26 protein-coding genes are annotated in these 25,400 nt (G+C 66.0%); 20 read left to right on the top strand and 6 right to left on the bottom strand.

All coding sequences use genetic code 11. The features are described from left to right. Positions 1-4 precede the first annotated feature (4 nt). The 4 genes from IEY58_RS14205 (at position 5) to IEY58_RS14190 (ending at position 2,418) form a co-directional block, all read left to right on the top strand. Positions 5-481 carry an urease accessory protein UreE gene (locus tag IEY58_RS14205; RefSeq protein WP_189046841.1) on the top strand — a complete coding sequence of 159 codons (477 nt, stop codon included), beginning with the start codon at positions 5-7 and terminating at the stop codon, positions 479-481. Further along, on the top strand, positions 468-1,148 hold the full coding sequence (locus tag IEY58_RS14200) for an urease accessory protein UreF (RefSeq protein WP_189046839.1): 681 nt from the start codon (positions 468-470) through the stop codon (positions 1,146-1,148). The genes IEY58_RS14205 and IEY58_RS14200 overlap by 14 nt, the downstream gene beginning before the upstream one ends. Next, a complete protein-coding gene (gene ureG, locus IEY58_RS14195) occupies positions 1,145-1,780 on the top strand; it encodes an urease accessory protein UreG (RefSeq protein WP_189046837.1) in 636 nt (211 codons plus the stop codon). Before IEY58_RS14200 ends, ureG begins: the two co-directional genes overlap by 4 nt. Before the next feature lie 125 nt (positions 1,781-1,905). Further along, a complete protein-coding gene (locus IEY58_RS14190) occupies positions 1,906-2,418 on the top strand; it encodes a hypothetical protein (RefSeq protein WP_189046835.1) in 513 nt (170 codons plus the stop codon). 50 nt (positions 2,419-2,468) lie between these two features. Here IEY58_RS14190 and IEY58_RS14185 read toward each other — a convergent pair whose 3' ends face one another. From IEY58_RS14185 to IEY58_RS14175, 3 genes are all read right to left on the bottom strand, one after another. Further along, positions 2,469-2,795, bottom strand: a complete 327-nt coding sequence (locus IEY58_RS14185; RefSeq protein WP_189046834.1) for a c-type cytochrome — start codon at positions 2,793-2,795, stop codon at positions 2,469-2,471. A gap of 14 nt (positions 2,796-2,809) precedes the next feature. Continuing rightward, a complete protein-coding gene (locus IEY58_RS14180) occupies positions 2,810-4,045 on the bottom strand; it encodes a molybdopterin-dependent oxidoreductase (RefSeq protein WP_189046832.1) in 1,236 nt (411 codons plus the stop codon). Positions 4,046-4,171: 126 nt separating this feature from the next. Continuing rightward, a complete protein-coding gene (locus tag IEY58_RS14175; protein ID WP_189046830.1) occupies positions 4,172-5,236 on the bottom strand; it encodes a YeiH family protein in 1,065 nt (354 codons plus the stop codon). Between the two features lie 106 nt (positions 5,237-5,342). Between IEY58_RS14175 and IEY58_RS14170 the strand changes: the two genes are divergently transcribed. Next, positions 5,343-6,236, top strand: coding sequence for a LysR substrate-binding domain-containing protein (locus IEY58_RS14170; RefSeq protein ID WP_229743723.1), 894 nt, complete (start codon positions 5,343-5,345; stop codon positions 6,234-6,236). Between the two features lie 177 nt (positions 6,237-6,413). Here the strand turns inward: IEY58_RS14170 and IEY58_RS14165 are convergent, their stop codons facing one another. Then, positions 6,414-7,169 carry an SDR family oxidoreductase gene (locus IEY58_RS14165; RefSeq protein ID WP_189046828.1) on the bottom strand — a complete coding sequence of 252 codons (756 nt, stop codon included), beginning with the start codon at positions 7,167-7,169 and terminating at the stop codon, positions 6,414-6,416. A 179-nt stretch (positions 7,170-7,348) separates the two neighbouring features. After that, entirely contained in the window at positions 7,349-7,888 is a 540-nt protein-coding gene (locus tag IEY58_RS14160; protein WP_189046826.1) for an RrF2 family transcriptional regulator, read from the bottom strand. Between the two features lie 325 nt (positions 7,889-8,213). Here IEY58_RS14160 and IEY58_RS14155 point away from each other — a divergent pair, with 325 nt between their 5' ends. From IEY58_RS14155 to IEY58_RS14145, 3 genes are all read left to right on the top strand, one after another. After that, positions 8,214-8,354 (top strand): hypothetical protein, encoded by a 141-nt coding sequence (locus IEY58_RS14155; protein ID WP_189046824.1) that lies wholly within the window; start codon positions 8,214-8,216, stop codon positions 8,352-8,354. A gap of 167 nt (positions 8,355-8,521) precedes the next feature. After that, complete coding sequence (locus tag IEY58_RS14150) at positions 8,522-9,598, top strand: tartrate dehydrogenase (protein WP_189046822.1); 1,077 nt, start codon at positions 8,522-8,524, stop codon at positions 9,596-9,598. A 654-nt stretch (positions 9,599-10,252) separates the two neighbouring features. Beyond that, positions 10,253-10,918, top strand: coding sequence for a PEP-CTERM sorting domain-containing protein (locus IEY58_RS14145; RefSeq protein WP_189046820.1), 666 nt, complete (start codon positions 10,253-10,255; stop codon positions 10,916-10,918). Positions 10,919-10,989: 71 nt separating this feature from the next. On the opposite strand, the gene IEY58_RS14140 is transcribed toward IEY58_RS14145, so the two are convergent. After that, positions 10,990-11,955, bottom strand: coding sequence for a LysR family transcriptional regulator (locus tag IEY58_RS14140; protein WP_189046818.1), 966 nt, complete (start codon positions 11,953-11,955; stop codon positions 10,990-10,992). A gap of 147 nt (positions 11,956-12,102) precedes the next feature. Here IEY58_RS14140 and IEY58_RS14135 point away from each other — a divergent pair, with 147 nt between their 5' ends. The 12 genes from IEY58_RS14135 (at position 12,103) to IEY58_RS14080 (ending at position 25,230) form a co-directional block, all read left to right on the top strand. Further along, the gene (locus IEY58_RS14135) at positions 12,103-13,236 is read left to right on the top strand and encodes an HlyD family secretion protein (protein ID WP_189046816.1); all 1,134 of its coding nucleotides are present in this window, start codon (positions 12,103-12,105) and stop codon (positions 13,234-13,236) included. A gap of 57 nt (positions 13,237-13,293) precedes the next feature. Beyond that, the gene (locus IEY58_RS14130) at positions 13,294-14,865 is read left to right on the top strand and encodes an MDR family MFS transporter (protein ID WP_189046814.1); all 1,572 of its coding nucleotides are present in this window, start codon (positions 13,294-13,296) and stop codon (positions 14,863-14,865) included. A gap of 48 nt (positions 14,866-14,913) precedes the next feature. Continuing rightward, entirely contained in the window at positions 14,914-15,477 is a 564-nt protein-coding gene (locus tag IEY58_RS14125) for a hypothetical protein (RefSeq protein ID WP_189046812.1), read from the top strand. A 420-nt stretch (positions 15,478-15,897) separates the two neighbouring features. Beyond that, the gene (locus IEY58_RS14120; protein WP_189046810.1) at positions 15,898-16,644 is read left to right on the top strand and encodes a c-type cytochrome; all 747 of its coding nucleotides are present in this window, start codon (positions 15,898-15,900) and stop codon (positions 16,642-16,644) included. A gap of 11 nt (positions 16,645-16,655) precedes the next feature. Beyond that, the gene (locus tag IEY58_RS14115) at positions 16,656-17,921 is read left to right on the top strand and encodes a c-type cytochrome (protein ID WP_189046808.1); all 1,266 of its coding nucleotides are present in this window, start codon (positions 16,656-16,658) and stop codon (positions 17,919-17,921) included. 9 nt (positions 17,922-17,930) lie between these two features. Beyond that, a complete protein-coding gene (locus tag IEY58_RS14110) occupies positions 17,931-18,113 on the top strand; it encodes a hypothetical protein (protein WP_189046806.1) in 183 nt (60 codons plus the stop codon). Beyond that, positions 18,110-18,676 carry a cupredoxin domain-containing protein gene (locus IEY58_RS14105; RefSeq protein ID WP_189046804.1) on the top strand — a complete coding sequence of 189 codons (567 nt, stop codon included), beginning with the start codon at positions 18,110-18,112 and terminating at the stop codon, positions 18,674-18,676. Before IEY58_RS14110 ends, IEY58_RS14105 begins: the two co-directional genes overlap by 4 nt. Further along, complete coding sequence (locus IEY58_RS14100) at positions 18,663-20,288, top strand: b(o/a)3-type cytochrome-c oxidase subunit 1 (RefSeq protein WP_189046803.1); 1,626 nt, start codon at positions 18,663-18,665, stop codon at positions 20,286-20,288. Before IEY58_RS14105 ends, IEY58_RS14100 begins: the two co-directional genes overlap by 14 nt. Beyond that, complete coding sequence (locus tag IEY58_RS14095; protein ID WP_189046801.1) at positions 20,285-21,085, top strand: c-type cytochrome; 801 nt, start codon at positions 20,285-20,287, stop codon at positions 21,083-21,085. Before IEY58_RS14100 ends, IEY58_RS14095 begins: the two co-directional genes overlap by 4 nt. A 407-nt stretch (positions 21,086-21,492) precedes the next feature. Then, on the top strand, positions 21,493-21,903 hold the full coding sequence (locus tag IEY58_RS14090) for an ExbD/TolR family protein (RefSeq protein ID WP_189046799.1): 411 nt from the start codon (positions 21,493-21,495) through the stop codon (positions 21,901-21,903). Between the two features lie 4 nt (positions 21,904-21,907). Continuing rightward, positions 21,908-22,678, top strand: coding sequence for an energy transducer TonB (locus IEY58_RS14085; RefSeq protein ID WP_189046797.1), 771 nt, complete (start codon positions 21,908-21,910; stop codon positions 22,676-22,678). A gap of 23 nt (positions 22,679-22,701) precedes the next feature. Beyond that, complete coding sequence (locus tag IEY58_RS14080; RefSeq protein WP_189046795.1) at positions 22,702-25,230, top strand: TonB-dependent receptor; 2,529 nt, start codon at positions 22,702-22,704, stop codon at positions 25,228-25,230. Positions 25,231-25,400: the final 170 nt, after the last annotated feature.

Here is a 25,400-nt window from a genome sequence, read left to right as displayed (position 1 = left end):
CGTGATGCGCCGCGCCCACACCGCGCTCAAGGCCGGCGCCTGGCCCGTGGCCGAGCGGGCCTGTACCGTGACGCTCTCCTATCTAGAGCGGCACCGCCGGCGCATCCGGCTGGTCTCGGACCAGGGCGAGCCGCTGCTGCTCGATCTCGCCAAGGCGGTCCTGTTGAACGACGGCGACGGGCTGGCGCTCGATGAGGGCGGCTATGTCGAGGTCAAGGCGGCGAACGAGGCGCTGCTCGAAATCCGTGCCGGCACGGCCGGGCTGCCCCGTTTAGCCTATCATCTCGGCAACCGGCACCTGTCGCTGCAATTGCTACCGGACGCGCTCCTCATCCGCGACGACCATGTCATCGCCGACATGGTCAGGGTCCTGGGCGGCGAGGTGCGCGCGGTCAGCCGACCGTTCACGCCCGAGGCGGGCGCCTATGCCGGCGGCCACAGCCATTCCCATGGCTTTGAGGATGACGATGAGCAGGGCTGAGTTCGACTGGCTCTTGCCGCTCGGCACCTGGGCCTCGCCCGCCTATCCGATCGGCGCCTTCTCCTACAGCCACGGGCTCGAATGGGCGGTCGAGGCCGGCCGGGTGACTGACGTCGCAAGCCTCGCCGACTATGTCGCAACCGTCATCGAAGCCGGCGCCGGCTGGGCCGATCTGGTGCTGGTCGGTCAATCCTGGCGGGCAGCCGAGGCCGGCAATACGGACGGGTTCGAGGAAGTCCGCGAGCTGGCGGCGGCGCTGCGCGGCACAGCCGAGACGGCGCTCGAGACCATGCAGCAAGGGGCGAGCTTTGTGCTCGCGACCCGTGCGGCCTGGCCCGGCACCAAGCTCGACCAACTGGCCGATGACCGGCCCATGGCCTATCCGGTCGCGTTCGGCGCCGCTGCGGCCGGCCTCATCCCGCTTAACGCAACGCTCCTGGGCTTCGCGCAGGCGGTCGCGGCCAATCTCGTCTCGGCCGGCGTCCGGCTGGTACCTTTGGGCCAGACTGACGGCCAGCGGGCGCTTGCCCGGCTCGCCCCGGTGCTTGCGCGGACCGCGGCCCGCGCCGAGGCCGCAACACTCCACGACATCGGCACGGCGGCGCCGATGATCGACCTCTTCTCCATGCGTCACGAGACGCAATATACGAGGCTGTTCCGCTCATGAGCGTTTCCACCCCCAGCCCCACCCACGGCCCCTTGCGCGTCGGCATCGGCGGCCCGGTCGGCTCCGGCAAGACGGCGCTGACCGATCGCCTGTGCAAGGCGATGCGCGACACCTACAACATCGCGGCCATCACCAACGACATCTATACCAAGGAGGACGCGGAGTTCCTGACGCGCTCCGGCGCGCTCAGCGCCGACCGCATCAAGGGGGTCGAGACCGGCGGCTGCCCCCACACGGCGATCCGCGAGGATGCGTCGATCAACCTGGCCGCCGTCGCCGAGATGAACGCCCAGTTCCCGGGCCTCGACGTGATCTTCATCGAGAGCGGCGGCGACAATCTGGCCGCGACCTTCAGCCCGGAACTGGCCGACATCACGCTCTATGTCATCGACGTCTCGGCCGGCGACAAGATCCCGCGCAAGGGCGGCCCCGGCATCACGCGCAGCGACTTGCTGATCATCAACAAGATCGACCTGGCGCCGCTCGTCGGCGCCTCGCTCGAGGTCATGGACCGCGACGCCAAGAAGATGCGCGGCGAGCGGCCGTTCCTGTTCACCAACCTCAAGGAGAACAGGGGCCTGGCCGAGATCGTCGCCTTCATTGAGAAGGCGGGCGGCCTCAAGGCAGACTGACGCCAGACGCGAGCCGTACATAAATCTCAATTATTGATGGAGCGAAAGACGAAGCATATCCTGGCACGACGGCCGGAACTCGTCAGGCAACGAGGCCGGCCAGTCGGTCCTTGGGGAGCAAGCATATGGCAGTGGAGACGACAGCGGTCGGTCGGCCGACGGCGGAGCAGATTATCGCGCAGCTGACGGCAGAGCAGAATTTCGCGCTGGCCATTCCGGCCGGCCTCTTGGCCGCCATCGTCGGCGCCGTGCTCTGGGCGGCGGTCGTCTTTGCCACCAACATGGAGCTGGGCCTGGCGGCGGTCGCGGTCGGCGCGCTCGTCGGCTATGCGATCCGCTTCGCCGGGAAAGGCATCGAGCCCAAGTTCGGTCTGCTCGGCGCTGTCTGCGCCGCGGTCGGCTGGGGCCTTGGCACGGTGCTGAGCGATATCGCGTTCCTCTCGCACGCGCGGCAGCTGCCGCTGCTCGCCGTGGTTCAGTCCTTGACGATTGAACGGCTGAGTGCGCTCGTCTCCGCCGTGTTCCAGCCGATGGACATTCTCTTCCTCGGCATCGCCGTCTACGAAGGCTACAAGTTCTCGTTCCGCTACCGGCTGAAGCGGCCCGCATCCCAGCCGAAGACGCAGGCCCGCCCGTAGGCCGGCGGTGCGGCGGCATCGAGGAACTGCCCCGATGCCGCCCGGCCCCGTTAGTTGGCGCCCTTGTTCTTGGTGAGGTAGGCCACGATCGGCGCCACATCCTTGTCGTCGACCGGCGCCTCGAAGATGTTGATCATCTTGTGCACCTCGCCTTCCCAGGCCGTCTTGGACATGTTCGGCTGGTTCAGCACCATGCCCGGGGAATGGCAGGCCGTGCAGTTGTTGTTGATGGCGTCGGCCCCGTCGCCGGCGAATTGCCCGTCGCCGGCCGGCAGGTCGACGCTGACCGATTTCAGCGTCAGCGCACTCTGCGCCCAGGCGGCGGAGGACAGAATGGCGCCCAGCAGCAGGGCGACCGGCAGGATCTTGTTCGACATGATGCCGCCCTCCCTCAGGCTGCCATGACGGTCGTGGTCTCGACCAGATTGCGCATGAACCCGCCGGGGTTCCAGTTCGGCTGATCCGGCTGTGCCACACCGTCGGCATTGGTGCAGCGGACCATGAGCTTGTGCTGCCCCTTGTCGGCGAGCGTGATGTTGGCCTGCCACTGGCGGAAACTGTACTTGCCCTCGTCCTTGCCAAGCGTGGTCACAAGCCAGCTCTTGCCGCCGTCGGGCGACAGCTCGACCTTGGCGACGCCGGTATCGCCGCCGAAGGCGATGCCGCGCACGAGCGTCGACGCCCCCGCCGGGACCGAGGCGCCGTCCTTGAGGTTGGTCACAAACGAGCGCGGCACCATCCGGTTGATCGGCACCGTCTTGAAGCCGGTCTGGCCGGGGGTGACCGAGGCGTGCGGCGTATCCGGGATCAGATAGGCCGTCTTCATCCAGTAATTGTCGTCCGGCTTATCCAGGACCTCGATGTCGTTCAGCATCTTGATCCAATAGGTCGAGTACCAGCCGGGCACGATGAGGCGCAGCGGGAAGCCGTTGACGAGCGGCATCTGCCGGCCGTTCATGGCATAGGCGATCATGACCTCGCCGTCGCGCGCATGATCGATGTCGAGCGACTTCATGAAGTCGGGCGCCCCGTCGACCACCGGCTCGTCGAGCCCGTTGAAGCGCACCTGGACGGCGCCCGCCTTGACGCCCGCCCGGTCGAGCACATCCTTCAGCCGGACGCCGGTCCATTTGGCGTTGCCCATGGCACCGTTGAGCCACTGCCCGCCCGGCACCCGCGGCTGGAACAGGCCGCGCGAATTGCCCGAGCATTGGTTGACCGCCGCAAGCTCGACGCGCGGCAGCCCGTCGACGATGTCCTTGAGCGAGAGCGATAGCGGTTTTTCGACATGGCCGCGCACGGCGAGCCGGAATTGGTCGACATCGACCGCGTTCGGGATGACCGCCCAGTGCCAGCGCACGAAGAACTGCTCGTTGGGCGTGAACACGCCGCGGTCGAACACTTCGAACGGCGTCTCGAGCAGCGGCGGCCGGGTCCGCTGCAGGATCATCGGCCCCTTTTCCGGAAAGGCCGTCGTGATCTGGCGCTCTTCGGGCCCACCCGGCAGCGGCAGCTTGACCGTGTCGGCCCAGGCCGGCGCCGTCGCCATCGCAAGGCCGGCCATGCCGGCCTGGCCGAGGAAGGCGCGGCGGGTCGTGATGATGGAGCTGTGTTCGTTCGTCTTCATATCCGATGCCTCGCTTGCTTTATTGGCTCCTGCCGAGGCTGGCGTCGGATACGGCAGGGCTCAGACGCCAGACGCCGTCGTCTTCATTTTATTCCGGACGCTCGGATCTTAATACCGCACCGGCCGTCATGCGATGCCGAGCACGCGGATGAGCGCCATGCTGATGGTGATCAAGATCAGGAGCGACACGACCACGGCCGAGGTCACCCGGCCGCCGGCCCCGGCCACGACGCGCACGTCGACGCCCAGGCCCAGCGCCGCCATGGCAATGATGGTGAGGAAGTTCGCCGACGCTGCGGCCGGCGCGAGCATGGCGTGCGGGACGAGGTCCGCCGAGCGGAGCGCCGCCAGCGCCAGGAAACCGACGATGAACCAGGGCACGAGGCGGCTGAGCGGCAGCTTGCCGGTCTTGGGCAGCGCCTCGCCGGTCACGACCGCCGAGCGATGGATCGCCGCCTTCTCGAGCCGGCTCGCGCCCAGCGACAGGAACAGCACGACCGGCCCGAGCATCAGCACGCGGACGAGCTTGACGAGCGTGCCGATCTGCGTCGCGGCGAGGCCGACCGGCACCGTCGCGGCCAGCACCTGCGGCACGGCATAAACCGTCAAGCCCGCCAGCACGCCATATTGCGAGGCCGAGAGGCCGAAGAGCGGGACGAGGAGCGGCAGGCTCAGGACGACGACGACGCCCAGGACCGCGGTGAAGGCGATCGAGGAGGCGACGTCGTCGCTGTCGGCGCGGATCACTGGCGCCACGGCGGCGATCGCGGAATTGCCGCAGATCGAGTTGCCGCAGGCGATCAGGATGGCGATGCGCTGCGGCAGCCCCAGGAAGCGGCCCAGCATGTAGCTGGCCGGGATCGCGACCAGCACGATACCCATGATGCCGATGAGCAGGCCCGGCCCGACCGCGAGGATGGTCTGCGCGCTGATCGAGGCGCCGAGCAGCATGACCGCCAGCTCAAGCAGGAACTTGGCGCTGAAATTGATGCCCGGCAGCCAACGCTGGGGCGGGGTCCAGAGCGAGCGCACCGCCGTGCCGATGAGGATCGCCAGCACCAGCGCCTCGAGATAAGGCCGCCCGACGAGCCGCTCCTCAACCCCCTGCAGCACCATGGCCGCGACCGTGACGGCGGCGCAGAGGGCAACACCGGGTGCAAGGCGGATCGGGTTGAAGGCGGCGGCAGGCATGACGGCTCCAGGATCGGATGGCCGGCTCCGCACCGGCCCTCTTCACTTGGACCTGCCCACATCATAACTCCAATACATCTTTCTCATTATCATATAACTTTACTCTATGAGCCTGAACCTGCACCTGCTGCGCCTGTTCGCGGCCGTCGCCCGCCACCAGAGCTTCTCGCGTGCCGCCGAGGCGCTACATCTGAGCCAGCCTGCGGTCTCCAAGGGCGTGCGCGATTTCGAGGCGCAGGTCGGCAGCCGCCTGCTGGAGCGCGGCGCCGGCGGTGTGACGCTGACCGAAGCAGGCGCCTTGCTGATGCGTCACGCCACCCAGCTGTTTGCCGCAGAGCGCGCCGCAGAAGAGGATCTGGCGGCGCTCCGCGGCCTCGAGCGCGGCACGCTCAGCATCGGCGCCAGCACGACGGTTGCGACATATCAGCTGCCGCCGCTCCTGGGCCTGTTCCACCGCCGCCATCCGGAGATCGAGCTGCGGCTCACCAGCGCCAACACCCGTGCCATCGCCGACCTGCTGTCGGCGCGCGAGCTCGACATCGCGCTCATTGAAGGGCCGGTCGAGGAACCCGGCATCGAGGTCGTGCCCTGGCGTGAGGAGGAGATGATCCTGATCGCGGCACCCGACCACGCGCTGGCCCGCGCCACCGCGCCCATTGCCGCGGCGGCGCTGGCGAACGAGATCGTCCTCGTCCGCGAGCCCGGCTCGGGCACGCGCGAGGTGGCGCTGGCCGCGCTTGAATCGCATCGCATCGTGCCGCGCCAGATCCTGGAAGTCGGCAGCACGGAGGCGATCAAGCAGATCGTAGCAGGCGGGCTCGGCATCGCGATCGTGTCAGCCGCAGCGGCGGCGGATCAGATTGCGCTCGGCAAGCTCGTCGCCCTCAGCACACGGGACTTCGCCGTCCGCCGTCAGTTGACCCGCCTGCGCCTGCCGGGCCGCCAGCCGTCGGCACCGGCCGCCGTATTCGAGGCGCTCCTCGACCAGGCGCCGGACTGAGCTAGCTCACGCCGCAGGCATGATAGAGGTCATGGCGACGGCCGCTCGACCAGCCGCCGCCATGACGATTGCCTTCAGTTCCCGAATAGGGTCGTCAGTTCCGTCTCGCTCGAGCCCACGACGAACACGGCGAGGAGCTTGGCCGACCCCTTTATCCTTCGGCTGGCCGATGCAGGATCAGGCTTTCGTCCGTGAGCGACGGAACCATTCGTCGAAGCCGATGCGGCCGAGGCGCGCCTCGCCCAACGGCACGAGCGTGTGCTCATCGACCCGGCCGCCGAAGTAGCGGGCCTCGGGGTCGCGCACGACTTGCCGCGGGTCGCCGGCTGCCTTCAGGTAGCGGGCAACGAATTCGTTGAACGGCGCCCGTTCCGGGCCGGCGATCTCGACGATACCGTTTCGGGGTGCTGCGACCGCCATCTCGGCGACGACCGGAGCAACGTCGTCCGCCGCAATGGGCTGGAACAGGCTGGGCGAAACCCTGACGATGTTGCCATCCGCGCTTGAATCGGCGATGCCGCCGAAGAATTCCATGAACTGGGTCGCTCGGACGATGGTGTAGGGGACGCCGGAGGCCTCGATCAGTTTCTCCTGGGCGACCTTGGCGCGGAAATAGCCAATGTCGGGGGCCCGGTCAGTTCCGACGATGGAGAGTGCCACATGGAGCCGGACGCCCGCCGCGGCCTCCGCCGCAATAAGGTTGCGGCCGGAGGCCTGGAAGAATTCCAGCACCGCCTTGTCTTCAAATGAGGGGGAATTGCTGAGGTCGATCACGACCTGCGCGCGGGTCAAGGCCTCTTTGAGGCCCTCGCCGGTGATGGTGTTGACGCCGGTATTGGGCGAGGCGGCGACGACCTCGTGGCCGCCCTGGCGCAGAATGGCGACGGTCTTCGAACCGATCAGGCCGGTGCCTCCGATGACGACGATCTTCATGGTTTACCCTCCCTTGTCCATGACGGGTGACCCTGAGATGGCTCAGGACGCGCCGGACACGAATCATCGTTCCACAGCGCCGCAAGACGAGACGCGCGGGGGTCTTTCTCGGGGCGCCCGGCGGGAGCCCGAGAAAGAAATGAGCGAATGTCGGGCCGCGGGCCTGAGACCCGCGGGGCCTAGGCCGGCTGGTCGCGCAACCGCCTGCCGACCCGTGCGGTGCGACCGTCGACACGCTGGCCGATCCAGTCCTGGACGTCGGCGAGAAACTGCCGGGGCGCCTTGCTGCCGAAGCGGGCAGCCACATCGCCCAGCGTCTGTGCCGCCAGCGCCTGCCGCATCGCCTTCTCGGCCTGCAGCATGACGGCGTGGATGGCGCAGGTTCCCGCCATGGCCCACTCGGGCGCGCTGTCACCGTATACGGCACAGCGGCCGCGCACCTCCTGGCAATCGAACAAGGGCTTTTCGCCTTCGATCGCATCGACGATCTCAAGGAAGCTGATCTGGTCGGCCGGGCGCGCGAGCCGATAACCGCCGCGCACGCCCTCGCTCGCCGCGACGATCCCCGCCTTCTCGAGCTTGGGAAAGATCTTGGCGAGAAAGCTCGGCGATATTGCCTGCAGGTCCGCGATGTCGCGGCTGCTCAGCGGCTTGTCATTGTCGACAAGCCAGAGCAGGCCGTGGATCGCGTACTCGACGCTGGTGGTGATATGAGCCATAACGCTGACATACTTTGTCCGCGTTTATGAGTCAATCAAAAACGCAGACAAAACTTGTCTCCATTAAACGCTCGACCTCACGGCCGAACGCCGAGCGACCCGGTGGTTTCCAATATTCACGATTTGTTAAAAGTTAAGATGGTCGGGCAATCGCGAAAAATCCCGATTCATGCCAGGCCGGAAAAGTCAAATCCAACGAACAACAGGAAAATGCAGAGGAGCCATTCGCGCCCATTCGATGACTCTACCGTGCCCAAACGCAATCGAGTATCTTTACTTCCGCGGCAGTGAAGGCCGCAGCTAACCTCTTATTTCGAGCCTATCCATGCGCAAGTTGATTTCAGCGTTCGCCGTCTTCGCCGTTCTCGCCGCGACCACCTCGGCCGCCATGGCCCAGCCGCCGCACCATCGCCACCACGTGGCGCACAAGGGCCATCATCGCCACCACGTCGCCCGCCATCCGTAATCGATAAGCACCCGTGGCCCTGCCGAAGCCGAGCTTCGACGGGGTCACGGCCCCTCAAAGCGCATCATGCCGCAAGCCCAAGCGGTTGGCGCCGCCCCCTTGGAAATGCCATCATCCGCCCGATGAAAATTTGACCGCGTAACGCAAACGATCGAACGGGTGAGGGAATGGCATCGAACCGCATCTATCGCATCGCCGTCATACCGGGCGACGGCATCGGCAAGGAGACCGTGCCCGAGGGCGTGCGCGTGCTTGAGGCCGCCGCCAAGAAATACGGCTTCGAGCTTCGGCCCGACCATTTCGATTTCGCCAGCTGCGACTATTACCAGCGCCACGGCCAGATGATGCCGGACGACTGGAAGGCCCGGATCGGCGGCCATGACGCGATCTTCTTCGGCGCGGTCGGCTGGCCCAAGGTTGTGCCGGACCATGTCTCGCTGTGGGGCTCGCTCATCCTGTTCCGGCGCGAGTTCAGCCAGTACGTCAATCTTCGGCCCGTCAGGCTCATGCCGGGCGTGCCCTGCCCGCTCGTCGGCCGCAAGCCGGGCGACATCGATTTCTACGTGGTGCGCGAGAATACCGAGGGCGAATATTCCTCGGTCGGCGGCCGCATGTTCCAGGACACGGAGCGCGAGGTCGTGATCCAGGAGACGGTGATGTCGCGGACCGGCGTCGACCGGATCCTGAAGTTCGCCTTCGACCTCGCTGAGGCGCGCCCGAAGAAGCACTTGACCTCGGCCACCAAGTCGAACGGCATCTCCATCACCATGCCCTACTGGGACGAGCGGGTGGAGGCGATGGCGAAGCATTATCCGGGCGTGCGCTGGGACAAGTACCATATCGACATCCTGACCGCGAATTTCGTGCTGCACCCGGACTGGTTCGACGTGGTCGTGGGCTCGAACCTGTTCGGCGACATCCTGTCGGATCTAGGCCCCGCCTGCACCGGCACGATCGGCATCGCGCCGTCCGGCAACATCAACCCGGAGCGCGACTTCCCTTCGCTGTTCGAGCCGGTCCACGGCTCGGCGCCTGACATCGCGGGCCGGGGCATCGCCAACCCGATCGGCCAGATCTGGTCGGCCGCCATGATGCTCGACCACCTGGGCGAGCCGGAGGCCGCCGCCGCGATCGTCCGCGCGATCGAGCGCGTGCTGGCGGAGCAGAAGCTCCGCACCCGCGACCTGGGCGGCGCCGCCGACACGGTCGCCTGCGGCAAGGCGGTCGCGGAAATGCTGGACTAAGGGCAGATCTCGGACAAGAGCGGCCGGACCGACGGGGAGCGACCGAGGTCCGGCACAACGCCCATTTCATCCGGCCTTCCAAAGCTGACGCCAGAAGCCAAAGCTGACGCCAGAAGGCAGGCAGCCGCTCGAAGGCGCGGTCGAATTGCCTCACGCCGCACCCCACGGTTGTGATTCAAATAAACGCGCTGAACACCTAGAGTTTTGAAACCATTGGCCCGAAGCCCGTGAGCTTCTCGACCATCTTATTGAATACGCTTGGATTGGCGCGAGACGCTGATTCAATGATTTTTAGATGCATCAGTTGGGCATCTTGCGGAAATTTCAATTTATACTGCTGACGGGGTGCACGATGACTAACCTGTCGTTGAGCATAGGCTCGGCGGCATGAACAGGCCCTGGTCGTTTGCGTGCCGAGGCTGTCGTAGAGCGGCTTGACCTGCGATCCCGGAAGCGAGCGCCACGCGGCTTGCTGGTGTGGCCACATCGCGCTCAAGGCGGCCCCGTATCGTGGGACAGCCCGAACTCACTCGTGTCGGAATACCTTACACACACGAAGCATATTCGGGCCAATTTTGAGCCAACCAATTGAAATAGCTAGATTGGCACAACTGTTGCTGAAACCGTCGCCGCTTTATGCAACAGGAGAATGCAATGCGTGCGCTTGGCGCTTTGTCGATTTCGATTTGCACGACATTTTTGGCTATCGGCACCGCCGTTGCGGGTCCGATCAACGAGGCGCCGCCGGTCGGCGCCATCTTGGACCTGGCAGGCCAATCAATTCCCACAAGCTTTCAGACCTATTCGGTTGGTTTCAGCGCATCCGTTGCCAATACGGATATTACCTTTGCGCTTCGGAACGATCCGGACTTCACGAACCTGACAAATGTTTCCGTGACCAATCAAACGACGGGAAGCAGCACCAACCTTATCGTCAATGGCACCTTCCTCGGCTCTGGCACGTCGATCACGGGCTGGACCTATGACAACGTGTACGGCGCCATCGACGGAGGCACCGCCCAGAACGGTTACTGGCATGACGGCGCCGTGCAGGCCTATGACGCCATCGACCAGGTAATCGCCACAACGATCGGTGACAACTACCTGATCTCGTTCTCGCTCGAAGGTGCCGGCGATTCGGTGTTTTCGGCCTTGAGCACCAATGGGGATACCACGGACACGCACGGCAACGGCAACGACGTGCTGGTGTACGCGCAGGCCGGGCTCCCGACGGCGTCCGTTCCCGAGCCCGCATCGATCGCGCTTCTGGGGTCTGGGTTGTTCGGTGCCCTGGCTCTACGGCGGCGCCGGAAGGCGTAAGAGGGGTTCTGCGGCGCCACCGGCGACGTGCGAAACACGTCGACCGTCTCAACTTGTGGCGCCCCAAATTATCATGCCTTGCCGGCCGTGCCCTCGTCCTCCGAGGGCGCGGCCTCGCCCGGCACGATCCGCTCCGCGTCGAGCCAGGTGCGGTATTTGGCGAACTGCTGCACCGTCAGGTCGAGGAAGGCGCGGATCTTGCCCGACACGTGGTGGCGGTGCGGATAGATCGCGTTCATGGCGAACTCGACCGGCCGATGGTCCTCGAGCACACGCACGAGCCGGCCGGACGCCAGGTCCTCGGCGACGAGGAAGCTCGGCGCCATGAACAGGCCCTGGCCACTCAACGCCACGAGCCGGAGCGCCTCGCCGTTGCCGGTGATGAAATTGCCGGACACGCGGACATTCGCGGGCTTGCCGTCCGGCCCGATGAAGCGCCATTCGTCGCCGAACGGGTAGAGTGCATAGCGCAGGCAATTGTGCTGGGCGACCTCTTCGAGCCGCGTCGGCCGCGGATGGTGCTCGAGATAGTCCGGCGAGCAGCACAGTAGATGGCGCCAGGACGCGAGGTTGCGCACGATCAGGCTGGAATCCGCTGACGGCACCGTCCAGATCGCGAGGTCATAGCCCTCCTCGATCAGGTCGACCATGCGCGTGCCCGTGCCGAGATCGACCGAGGCCGCCGGATAGAGCGTCAGAAACTCCGAGATCACCGGCGCCAGGAAGCGCACGATATGAGCGTTGCCGTAGAGCCGGAGCGTGCCGCGCGGGCTCGACTGCAGCGCGCTCGCCTCGCGGTCGGCCTCCTCGAGCTCGCCCAGGACGAAGGTGCAACGCTCGTAATAGGCCTTGCCGATCTCGGTCAGGCCGACCCGGCGCGTCGTCCGGTTCAAGAGCCGAACGCCCAGCCGGTCCTCCAGCGCCTGGACATGGTTCGAGACCATGGTGACGGACATGTTGAGCCGGCGCGCGGCCGCCGAGAAGCCGCCGCAATCCACGACCCGCACGAAGGTCGTCAAGCTGGTCAAGCGATCCATGGCGCCTCGGGATTATCCGCTCACACTGGAAGATCCTTCTGATTCTTCCCGGATTATCACAGGAGCGGCTGGATCGCATCTTCTCTCACGATAGCAGGAGGCGTCGCGGCCCTGAGCCGGACCTCCTGCAAGAGAAGAGGACCGATCATGGCAGAGACTTCCCAGGCGGCCGTCGCCACCCCGATCCCCGCCGGCCCCATCCCCTCCGGCCCCGTCCCAGCTGGCACCACCGCGGCGGGCGCACGCCGCAACGGCCTGAAGCGCCTGGCGCTCGGTCTGGCGCTGACAACCGGCCTCGTCGGGGCCGCCCTCTGGGGCTATCGCTATTGGACGGTCGGCCAGTACCTGGTCGCGACCGACGATGCCTATGTCCAGGCCGACTATACGACGACCGCCCCCAAGGTCTCGGGCTATATCGCGGACGTGCTCGTCAACGACAACCAGCCGGTCAAGGCCGGCCAGGTCCTGGCGCGCATCGACGACCGGGACTTCCGGGCAGCACTCGACCAGGCCAAGGCCGACGTCGACGTCGCCGCGACGGCGATCCACAACATCGATGCCCAGATCACGCTGCAGCAGTCGATGATCGACCAGAGCAAGTCCGACATCGCGTCGACCGAGGCCACGCTGCGCTTCGCCCAGCAGGAATATGCCCGCTACACCGACCTGGCCAAGACCGGCTATGGCACGGTCCAGCATGCTCAGCAGGCCGATTCCTCGCTGCATCAGCAGGAGGCGCAGCTGCAGGGCAACCGGGCGGGCCTTGTCGCGGCTGAGAAGAAGCTCGATGTGCTCGCGACCGATCGGGCGTCGGCCGTGGCACAGCTCGCCCATGCCCAAGCAGTCGAGCACCAGGCGGAACTCAATCTCAGCTACACGGTGATCACGGCCGCGGTCGACGGCACGGTCGGCTCGCGCTCGCTCCGGGTCGGGCAATATGTCCAGGCCGGCACGCAGCTCATGGCGGTCGTCCCGCTCCATGCGGTCTATATCGTCGCGAACTACAAGGAAACGCAGCTGACGCACGTGCGCGACGGCCAGAGCGCGACGGTCGAGATCGACACGTTCCCGGGCGTGAAGCTGCGCGGCCATGTCGACAGCCTGGCGCCGGCAAGCGGCCTCGAGTTCGCACTGCTGCCGCCCGACAACGCGACCGGCAACTTCACGAAGATCGTTCAGCGCATCCCGGTCAAGATCGTGCTCGACGACCCGGCGCTCGCCGGACTGCTGCGGCCCGGCATGTCGGTCGAGCCGACAATCGACACCAAGAAGGCGGGCTGAGCCGGCTCGCCGCTCCGCTCTCCTGCAACCCGCTCTCCCGCAAGAGGAGCATCGACCATGTCTGGCTCGGGCACACCGGAACCGGCAATGTCGTTCAAGACCTGGATCGCCGTCATCAGCTCCACGCTCGGCGCGTTCATGGCGGTCCTCAATATCCAGATCGTCAACGCCTCGCTCCAGGACATCCAGGGCGGCATCGGCACCGGCAACGACGACGGCGGCTGGATCTCGACCTCCTATCTCGTTGCCGAGATCATCGTGATCCCGCTCTCGGCTTGGCTCGCCCGGGTCTTTTCGCTGCGGCGCTATCTGCTCGTGAACACAGTTCTGTTCCTCGCCTTCTCGGCCGCCTGCGCGCTCGCGCAGAACCTGGGGCAGATGATCGTGCTGCGCGCCATCCAGGGCTTCAGCGGCGGCGTGCTGATCCCGATGGCCTTCACCATCATCATCACGCTCATGCCCAGGTCGAAGCAGCCGATCGGCCTTGCGCTCTTCGCCATCTCGGCCACCTTCGCGCCGGCCATCGGCCCGACCATTGGCGGCTACCTGACCGAGAATTATGGTTGGCAATATATCTTCTACGTCAATCTGGCGCCGGGCGTACCGATGCTCGCGATGCTATGGTACTCGCTCGCGCCCACGCCGATGAACCTGTCGCTCCTGAAGCAGGGCGACTGGCCCGGCATCGTCACCATGGCGCTCGGCCTCGGCACGCTGCAGACCGTGCTCGAGGAAGGCAACAAGGACGACTGGTTCGGCTCGCCCTTCATCACGCGCCTGTCGGTCATCTCCGCAATCTCGCTGGCACTCTTCCTCGTGATCGAGTTCACGTCCAGGAAGCCGCTTCTGAACCTGCGGATCCTGGGCCGGCGCAACTTCGGCTTCGGCACCCTCTCGAATTTCACGATGGGCATCGCACTCTACGGCTCCGTCTACATCCTGCCGCAGTATCTGGCGCTCATCCAAGGCTACAATTCCGAGCAGATCGGCCTGGTCCTGGCGTGGACCGGCCTGCCGCAGCTCCTGCTCATCCCGCTGGTGCCGAGGCTCATGAAGCAGTTCGACGCACGCATCCTGATCGTGGTCGGCTTCGCCCTGTTCGCGTTCAGCAACTTCATGAATATCTACATGTCCAAGGATTTCTCCGGGGATCAGCTGTTCTGGCCGAACGTGATCCGCGCCTTCGGGCAAGCGCTCTGCTTCGCCCCGCTTTCCGCGGTGGCCAGCGCCGGCATCGAGGCGGAGAACGCCGGCTCGGCCTCGGCGCTGTTCAACATGAGCCGCAACCTGGGCGGCGCCATCGGCATCGCCATGCTGCAGACCTTCCTGACCAAGCGCGAACAGTTCCACTCGAACGTGCTCAACCAGTCGGTCTCGCTGCTGTTCCCGGCCGTCCGCCAGCGCGTGAGCGATCTCACCCAGTATTTCATGAGCCATGGGGTCTCCGACCCGGCGACGGCGACGCACGAGGCGTTCGTCGCGATCGGCAGGATCGTGCGCCAGCAGTCCTACATCTTCGCGTTCAGCGACACATTCTTCCTGCTGGGCGTCTCGCTCGTCGTCGCCCTGCTGGCCTCGCTTCTCCTGAAGAAGCCGAGCGGCAAGCTCGACGCCGGCGGCGCGCACTGAGCGCCGCTGCCTCACCCCCGAGCACCCGCGTTTCCGGAGAGATACGACATGGCCAGGACCGCTAGAGGCACGATCAACGCGGAGGTGGCCACTTCCCCCGGCATCGCCGGATGCCTCAATGCCAAGGGTTTCCCCGATGGCGACGAGGTCGGCCTGCTCGCCGGCCTCGCGCACCGACTGCGCGAGGCCGGTCTTGCCGTCGACCGCCTCATCCTGCACCAGCGCACCTTGCATCCGGAGATCCTGGCACGCGCAGTCGCCTGGGCGCCCAATGAACCGATCGAGATCTACGACCAGCAGTTCGGCTTCGACCTGTCGCTGAATTTCGCCGGCAGCCCGTTGCACCGGGTCATGGAAACCGGCGCCGAGGAGGCAATTCGCCTGGTGCCGGCGACGAGTCCCGCCTGGTTCTGGTGCCTGACGCTCGGCCGACGGAACCTGGTCGAGCTCGTCATCATGCCGCTCGGCAACATCGAGGGGCCGGTGAGCACGCTTACCTTTGGCACGGCGCGTCCCGGCGGTTTCGCCCCGAGCGACCGGTTGATGCTGCAGCATATTGCGCCCGCTGTGCGCGAAGCCTACGAGGCGCAGCAGACCGCCACCGCCCCGTGACCACCGGGCAGCAGGCGCCGACAAGGCGCTTGCATTAAGATACATTACATATGTATCTTAATTTTTGACCGTGCACGGCACCGATCGCGGTTGAGTTCCACAACTTCGGTCATAAACTACCGCTATCCGTGAACCGACCTTGCGAGCGGCACTACGCCGGCTCGAGGAGATCGCCGGTCCCCGGCGTCGCCGTTTTCTCCTGTGCCGCTCTTGTGAAAAACGCACCCCCCAATGGTGCAAGAAGAAATCCGCTTCGTGGCCCGTCGTTGAAGTCCGCCTACGCCGAACGCTGCGCCCGTCTTTCACCCAGCCGACCGGACCGCTGCCCCGCCGCGCGGGACCGTCGTCAACCGAAGGAAAGATCATGACGCTCATCCAAAGCCGGCTCACGCCACCTGACCGGCCTGGCGGGAGACACGCATGAACCTTCCTGCTCGCATCCGGCCCCGGATCGCGCCGGGTTTGCTGTCGCTGGGCCTGCTTGTCGCCGGGAGCCTGGTCGCACCGGCGCTGGCCGGCGCCGCGCAGCCGGCGGAACACGCGCCTGATACCATGACGGCACGCATGCTCGCCTGCGTCCCCTGCCATGGCGCCGCGGGCCAGGGCGCCAAGGATGATTATTTCCCGCGCCTCGCGGGCAAGCCGGCCGGCTATCTCTACAACCAGCTCGTCGCCTTCCGCGATGGGCGGCGGCGCTATGCGCCGATGAACTACCTGCTCGAATATCTGCCGGATTCCTACCTCCACGAGATCGCCGAGTATTTCTCGGCCGAGCATACCCCCTATCCGGCGCCGGAGCCGCCGACCGCGAGCAAGGCCGTGCTCGCCCGGGGCAAGGAACTTGTGACAGGAGGCGATCCGACGCGCGAGATTCCGGCCTGTGCCAATTGCCACGGGCCGAACTTCACCGGCATGGAGCCGGCGATCCCCAGCCTCGTCGGCCTGCACGCGAAATACATCAGCGCGCAGTTGGGCGCCTGGCGCTACGGCACGCGTACGGCGGCCGCCCCCGACTGCATGCAGATCGTGGCCGGCCACCTGACCGAGAACGACGTGACCGCGATCGCCGCCTACCTGTCGTCCCTGCCGGCTCCGGCCAACCTGTCGCCGGTGCCGGCCGGCTCGCTGCCGATGCCGCTCGGCTGCGGCAGCGTTCCCAATCCGTGAGGGAGCGAGCAATGGTCCGTCTCGCAAGCCCGTTCCGCGCGGCAATCCTGGCCCTGGTGCTCCTGACCCCCAGCACGGCTGCGTTGGCTCAGGACAAGGCCCCAGCCGATGCTGACATGATCGCGCGCGGCAAGTCCCTGGCCGAGGCCGGCGACTGCATCGCCTGCCACACTCAGCCGGGCGGCCAGCTGTTCGCCGGCGGCCGGCCGATGGCGACGCCGTTCGGCACGATCTACACGTCGAACATCTCACCCGACCCCGACACGGGCATCGGCAAATGGTCGGCCGATGATTTCTACGGCGTGATGCACACCGGCCGCTTCCCGGACGGCAGCCTGCTCTATCCGGCCATGCCGTTCGGCGCCTATACCCAGGTGACCCGCGCCGATTCCGATGCGATCTTCGCCTATCTGAAGTCGGTGCCGCCGGTGAAGCTCGCCGACCGGCCACACGACCTGCGCTTTCCCTACAACAACCGCTCGCTGATCCTCGGCTGGCGCACGCTGTTCTTCAAGGAAGGCGAGTTCCAGCCCGACCCGGCGAAATCGGACGAGTGGAACCGCGGTGCCTACCTGGTGCAGGGGCTCGGTCATTGCTCCATGTGCCACACCGCGATCAACGCGCTCGGCGGCAGCTCGGAGTCCGAGGCGTTCCAGGGCGGCCTCATCCCGATGCAGGATTGGTACGCCCCGTCGCTCACCTCGAACAAGGAGGCGGGCCTGGGCGACTGGGACCTGCAGGACATCACCGATCTCCTGAAGAGTGGCATCTCCAGGCGCGGCGCCGTCTACGGCCCGATGGCCGAAGTCGTCTACGACAGCCTGCAATACCTGTCGGACGACGACATCAAGGCCATGGCGATCTATCTCAAGGCGCTGGCACCCCGCCAGGCAGCCGACGGGGCGCCTCCGACCACGACCAAGGCCGAGAGCAGCCTGCTGTACCGCCTGGGCGCCCGCATCTATGAGGCGCAATGCGCCGTCTGCCATGGCACGGACGGCAAGGGCAAGCTGCCGGAGTTCCCGCCGCTCGCCGACAACCAGTCGATCCAGATGAGTTCGGCCGTGAACCCGATCCGCATGGTGCTGAACGGCGGCTATCCGCCCGGCACCGCCGGCAACCCGCGGCCCTATGGCATGCCGCCCTTCGCCCAGACGCTGCCGAACGACGACGACGTCGCGGCGGTCGTGACCTACATCCGCACTGCCTGGGGCAACCGGGGCACGCCGGTTTCCGCCCAGCAGGTGAACGAGCTCCGCTCGGCGCCGCTCAACTGACGAGGCACCATGCTCAACTCGCTCCCGAGCCCGACCAGCCCCGCCGAAACCGAGGACGCGGCCATCGAGCGCATCGTGCGCGCCGGCCCGAGCGGCGCGATTGCGCTTGCGGGGATCTCGACCGCGATCGTGATCCTCTTGTGGTTCGCCTTCTATTTCATCGTGTTCCTGCCCCGGGGAACGATCCAATGACGGCGCAGTCCGAGCATGACGAGGGCCTCGAGATTGCCGCCCGCATCGAGCGGCGCTGGGCCTGGATCGCCACCGCGCTGATCGCGCTCCTCGTTGCGGTCACGATCTATACCGGCCTGCACTGGGCGATGATGCCGCCGTCGCGCGTCGAGACGGCCGACCCGCGGACGCTGCATGTTTCAGGCGAGTTCATCGAGAGCAATCTCGGCGCCGCAGCCGAGGCCGACGGCTCGGTCACGGTGCGGATCGTGGCGCAGCAATATTCCTTCACACCGCAATGCATCCTGGTGCCGGCCGGCACGCCCATCACCGTGCGGGCGACCAGCGCCGATGTGGTCCACGGCTTCCTGGTCGATCACACCAACATCAACACGATGCTGGTGCCGGGCTATGTCTCGACCTTCCGGACCAGCTTCGCCGAGCCCGGCGACCATCCCATGCCCTGCCACGAGTTCTGCGGCACCGGCCACCAGGGCATGTGGGCCGAGGTCAAGGTCGTCGACCGCGACACGTTCTTCAAGCAGGCAACGAACGCCCGGAGGCTGAGCTGTGTTAACCAGTAGGCGCCTCATCCTCGCTCATTTCTGGTTCGCCTTCGCCAGCTTCGGCCTGGCGCTGCTGCTGGGCGCCTGGCAGATGTTCGTCCGCAGCCCGCTGCCGGGTGCCATCGACGATCCCGGACTCTACTATCGCTCGGTGACGGCCCACGGCACGGTCATGGGCTATGTCTTCCCGACGCTCGTCGCCATGGGCTTCGGCTATGCCATCACCGAGCTGTCGCTCGGCCAGCGGCTGGTCGGCCGGCACTGGGCGTGGGCCGGCTTCGCGCTCGTGGCGCTCGGCACCGTGACGGCGGCCGTGCCGGTGGCCATGGGCCTCGCGTCCGTGCTCTACACCTTCTATCCGCCGATGATCGGCCACGCGGCCTATTACATCGGTGTGGTGATGGTCGTCGTCGGCTCCTGGATCTGGGTCGGCCTGATGGCGGTCAATCTCGGCGTCTGGAAGCGCGAGAACCCGGGCCGGCCGGTGCCGCTCCCCATGTTCGCGAATGTCGCCGGCGCCTATCTCTGGGGCTGGACCGCGGTCGGTGCCGCCCTCGAGATCCTGCTGCAGATCCTGCCGGTCGCCCTCGGCTTCAAGAGCACGATCGACGCCGGCCTGGCGCGCGTCTTCTTTTCCTGGACGCTGCACGCCATCGTCTATTTCTGGCTGATGCCGAGCTATATCGCCTTCTACACCATCGTCCCGCGGGCGATCGGCGGGCGGCTCTACAGCGACACGATGGCGCGCATCTCGTTCGCGCTGTTCCTGGTCGTCGCCATGCCGATCGGCATCCACCACCTGTTCGCCGACCCGCAGGTCGGTTCCGGCTTCAAGGTGGTGCATTCAATCTTCACGGCGATCGTCACGATCCCGACGCTGCTCACCGTCTTCACCATCTGCGCCTCGGTCGAGATCGCCGGGCGGCTTCGGGGCGGCAAGGGCGTCTGGGGCTGGCTCGCCGCCCTGCCGTGGGACAACCCGATGATGTTGGCGGTCACCTTCGCCTTCATCATGCTGGGCTTCGGCGGCGCCGGCGGCATCATCAATATGAGCTACCAGCTCGACTCGACGATCCACAACACGCAGTGGATCACGGGGCATTTCCATCTGATCTTCGGCGGCGCGATCGTCATCATGTATTTCGCGATCGCCTATGACCTGTGGCCGCATCTGACCAGCCGGGTGCTGGCCGACCTCGGCCTGATGCGCCTGCAGCTGTGGCTGTGGTTCATCGGCATGATCACGGTCACCTTCCCCTGGCACTACGTCGGCATCCTCGGCATGCCGCGCCGCATGGCGGTCTATGACTACAGCAGCCCGGCGCTCGCACCGGACGCACTGCCGGTCATCCTGTCGGTGATCGGCGGCTTCATCCTCGTGCTGTCGGGCGCGCTGTTCATCGTGATCCTGGTGCGCGGACACCTGGCGCCGCGCGTCACCCCGCCGACTTACCGCTTCAGCGTGGCGCTGCACGAGCCCAAGGTGATGCCGGCCGCCCTCAACGGCTTCGCGCTCTGGGCGGCCTTGATGATCGGGCTCACGATCGCGAACTATGGCTATCCGATCGCCCAGTTGGCGGCGCTCAACAACACCTCCGTCCCCGCCGTCGTCGTCGGAGCCGGACAATGAGCCAGGAGCGCGTCTTCTCCCTAGGCAACCCGTGGTTCAGGGCCAGCGTCGGCATCACGGTCGCGGTCGGCGTGTTTTCCGCGTTCGTCGGCTTCATCTGGCTGCCGTCGGTCGAGCCCGACGCGCAGTTCCAGGGCATCTGGAATGCAATCTGCAGCGCCGCCGGCGTGCCGCGCACTTGGCTGAAATCCGAACCGAGCGCGGCCGCGCCCACGTTCGTGGCGTCGACCGTCGTGGTGACGCCGCAGATGCTCGACGACGCCACCGCGGAATCGATCGGCCGCGGCGCAACGCTCGCGCTCAAATGCACCATGTGCCACGGCGCCCGCGGCTTGAGCGAGGCGAATTCGCCGAACCTCGCCGGCCAATATGCGGCGTCCGTCTACAAGGAGCTGCAGGATTTCAAGACCGGTGCCCGGACGAACGCGATCATGTCGCCCATGATCGCGAATCTCAGCGACCGGGACATGCGGGATCTCGCGGCCTATTACGCCTATCTGCCGCGCCCGCCGGCCTATCATCCGGCGGGTGGCTCGACAGCGCCGTCGATCGTCGCGCATGGCGCGCCCATGCGCAACATCCCGCCCTGCGCCGCGTGCCACGGCGGCATGGACACCAAAACCGGCAGCCCGTGGCTCGACGGGGAGTCCGCGGTCTATCTGAAGGCGCAGTTGCAAGCCTTCGCGTCCGGCGACCGGCACAACGACATCAGCGAGCAGATGCGCAACGTCGCCCGCCGCATGACGCCGGCGGAGATCGACGCCGCAGCCGAATATTACGCAAGCCAGCCACAGTGAGCAGCCGGCACGGCTGAACCCCGTGTACTGAACGCCACGCACTAACAGGCGCGCTCGACGCGCAGCCATTCGATACCCGGACATCGGCCAAGGGATTGCCGATGAGCGGATCCGGCGACCAGAGGTCGGGCGCTCCGGCCCGGAACTGACGCGACGCGAATGCCGGCGTTAGATCAGACAACGTCAAAACTCGTCGATAAACAACCGCAGCCGGCGCCTGTTGCGACAATAATACACCTGGACAATTGCGGAAATCGGCTCTCGCGTTTCAAAAAATCGAAATATATCTCTCATTTGATCGACATCTCGAATCCTTAGGTTCCCGCGCCGCAGCAAAGATCAAATCGGCCACATCATTGTGAACGAATGATTATACCTGCGCGAAGTCAGCAAATTCGGGGACAACCATGCGTAGATGGACTGAGGAGCCAAGAAAACAGGCGCGCATCGAGATCATTCCGATGATCGACGTCATGATGTTCCTGCTGGTTTTCTTTGTTCTCATCAGCATCAACGTGATCCCGGCGCTTGGCATCAAGACCACGCTGCCGCAATCTTCGCAGCCCGAGGACAATCGCGCGGTCAAGAACGTCATCATCACGCTGGCGCCGAGCGGCGAGATGCAGCTCGACGGCGCCGCGGTCACGGCGGACGAACTGACCCAGCGGCTCACGGCGCTGCATGCGGCCGACCCGCACGTCAACGTCATCATCAACGGCGACCGGACGGTCGAGATGCAGCGCCTGGTCGACGCGCTCGACGCGGTGAAGGCCGCGGGCATCGACGCGCTGTCCATGGCGACGAAGAAGCGGGATTGACGCCGTGGAGCTGCTCTACCGGGCACGCGGCTGGGTGGCTGCCGCGCCGACGATCCTGGTCGTCGCCGCCGCCCTCGTGCTGACGACGCGGTCGCTGCCGAAGCCGCCGAAAGCCCCCGACGCGCCGCCGGTCAAGATCCAGCTGACCACCATGCCCGAACCGGTGCCGCCGCCACCCGAGCCGGCGCCCACGCCGCCGGCGCCGCCCCCGCCCGACCCGGCTCCTCCACAACCGGCGCCCCCACAACCGGCACCACCGCAACCAGCGCCGGCCCCGCCCCGCCTCGCCCCCGTCGCCCGGCCGAAGCCGGTGGCGCGGCCGACGCCACATCCGGCGCCCCAGCCGGCCCCGCAACCGGCACCTGAGCAGCCCGCCTCGCAGCAGGCGGCGACAGCGGCCACGCCGGCAATGAGCGCGCCTGCCGCCGCTCCGGCGCCCGCGGCAGCTCCGACGCCGGCCCGCCCGTCGAGCGCCGGGGCCGAGGACGCCTACGCGGCGCAGATCCGCGCCGACATCGAGGCGAACAAGCACTACCCGACCAGCAAGGAGGCGCGGCTCGCCCGCCCGCACGGCGAGGTCGAGGTCTGGTTCCGGCTCGACCGGTCCGGCGCCGTCAAGGAGGCCGGCATCCAGACCTCGTCGAGCTCGCTCATCCTCGACCAGGCCGCCTTGGCGCTCGTGCGCGGCGGCTCCTACCCGCCCTTCCCGGCCGGAACCTTTCCCGGTGCACCCGAGCACCGCTTCGTCGTGACGCTCAGCTACGCGTACTCCTGAAGATCTGTCCCCGGAGCACCATTATGAACCAAAGCAAATTACTGACCTTTCTCCTGGCCAGCACTGCGTTGATCAGCAGCGGCGCGCTCGCCCAACAGGCAGCCCCGCAGCAGGTGACGCCGCAGCAGGCGACCAACGTCGGCAAAGTGACCGTCGACACGCCGGCCGAGGATGCGCCGGGCAACGGCTACATCATTCAGGAAGACGGCGGCAAGGAACGCTCGACCGTCACCAAGGAGGCGATCGAGCGCCACCCGGCCAGCGCCAACATCTTCCAGCTGCTCGACCGCACGCCGGGCGTGAACGCGCAGTCGACCGACGGCACGGGCCTGTTCGGCGGCCAGCTGTCGGTGCGCGGCTTCAACTCCGACGAGATCGGCTTCACCATCGCCGGCGTGCCGGTCAACGACAGCGGCAACTACGCGGTCTTTCCGCAGGAATACGTCGACGCGGAGAACCTGGAGGAGATCAGCATCACCCAGGGCGCGCCGGATCCGGATCAGCCGCAGGGCGGCGCCGTCGGCGGTGCGGTCTCGGTCGTGCCGCAGGAGCCGACCGAATACCGCCGCGTGCGCATCGTACAGTCGATCGGCCAGAACAATTTCTTCAAGAGCTTCGGCCGCATCGACACCGGCGACCTGTTCAACACCACGTTCCGCATGTTCCTGTCCTATTCGAAAGCGGAAACGGACAAGTGGAAGGGGCCGGGTAACGCCGACCGTGATCACCTCGATTTCGGCGCCGTCTACGAGACGCCGGGCGGCAGCAAGTTCTCGGCCTATTCATTCTTCAACTCGGCGGTCAACAATTCTTTCCTCAACCCAACGCTGGCGCAGTTCCAGACTTTCGGGCGCAATTTCGACTTCGAGCCGAATTTCACGCCGTTCGCGCCGCCGGTGAAGGGCACGGTGCAGAACCAGGCCGCCAACCAGACCGGCACCGGCGGCACGCAGAAGCTGACCTCCGCCTATCCCAATCTCGCGTACAACTACGGCAACTACTACAAATACCGCGTCAACCCGTTCAACAACGAGATCGCGAGCTTCACGGCCGACCTGAAGCTGCTCGACAATCTGCGCGCCAGCGTCGAGCCCTATTACTGGAACGGCTACGGCAACGGCGGCGGCACCAGCTCGCTCACCGAAGGCAGCGCCACCAACGCCTATGCCGGCTTCGGCTCGAGCCGCCCGGCGGCCTTCGTGGGCACCGCCCCCTTCACCACGCCCGATCTCAATGGCGATGGCGACAAGCTCGACACGATCCTCTATTACCGGCCGTCGATCACCTCGACCCAGCGACCGGGCGTGAATACGAAGTTCACGTATGAAGCGCTCGATTGGGACACGGTCCGGTTCGGCCTCAACTACGATCATTCGCGCCATCACCAGACCCAGCCGTTCGAGAGCATCGGGCCGACGGGCGAGATCGACGTCTGGGCGAACCAGAACGATCTGCTGCTGCATCGTCCGGACGGCACGCTCGTCCAGGGCCGTGACCAGCTGACGTTCAACGATACCAAGATCGCGTACCTGGAAAACACCTCGACCTTCCTCAATGACCGCGCGAAAGTCGTGCTCGGTATCAAGCGGCAGGAGACGAACCGCGACGGCAATAACAGGCTGCCCTTCGCGCTCGCGACGGGCTTGCCGAACGTCATCCACCCGAGCGTCGATTACCTGAACTACCTGCCCAGCATCCAGACCAGCTTCAAGATCACCGAAGAGAACCAGGTCTTCGCCAATCTGCAGAAGAACGCGCGGGCGCCCAGCAACTACACGCTCTACGAGAACGCCTACAACACGGTCGGCAACCAGATCCAGGAAACCGCCTGGAACCTCGACGTCGGCTATCGCTTCCAGAACCCGTATGTGCTGGCCTCGATCTCGGCCTTCGCGGTCAATTTCCAGAACCGCCAGCTCAACATCGCCCTGCCGGACGACCCGACCTCCTTCACCGACATCAACGCCGGCACCGTGCACAACCGCGGCGTCGAGCTCGAGATCGGCACGGCCAAGCCGATCTATGACGTCAATCTCTACGCGTCCGCCTCCTACACCAAGTCGCTTATCAAGAGCGATCTGCTGACGTCGATCGCGGCCAGCGGCGGCAAGCCGGGGATCCTCGACTTCGCCATCCCGACCTCGGGCAAGGTCTATCCGAACACGCCGAAATGGCAGATCTCGGGGGTCGCCAGCTATTCGCCGCCCTTCTTCCCGGGCGCCTACATCGGTCTTTCGCCGAAATGGACGAGCTCGCGCGAAGCGACGCTGGTCAATGACGAAAAGATCCCGGGCTACATGAAGGTCGACCTGTTCGCCGGCTATGCCGTGCCGGACGACATGGTCAAGGTCGTCAACAACGTGAAGATCCAGTTCAACGTCGATAACCTGTTCGACCGCGACTACCTGTTCTTCGGCTACGGCGCCAGCAGCGGCGCCATCAACGCCCATGCGGTGACGACGCGCCAAGGCACGATCGGCGCCTCGGGCACGCCCACCTACACCGTCGGCTCGCCGCTGTTCTTCAGCATCAAGGTCTCGGCCGACTTCTAAGACCGGCTACGGGCGGATCCCCCGGGTCCGCCCTTCTTTTCGAGGAGCAATCGCCCATGTCCACCGTCGAGTGGCTGCACACCATCACCTTCTGGCTGCTCTATACCGCCGCGGCGCTCGCGACCTTCGTCATCGTCGAACGCCTGATCTTCTACGTCTGGACCGGCCGC

Origin of the sequence: Aliidongia dinghuensis, assembly GCF_014643535.1 — a bacterium.
GTDB classification, from domain to species: domain Bacteria; phylum Pseudomonadota; class Alphaproteobacteria; order ATCC43930; family CGMCC-115725; genus Aliidongia; species Aliidongia dinghuensis.
Note: the sequence above shows the minus strand (reverse complement) of the source record. Positions and strands in the feature narration are given on the sequence as shown.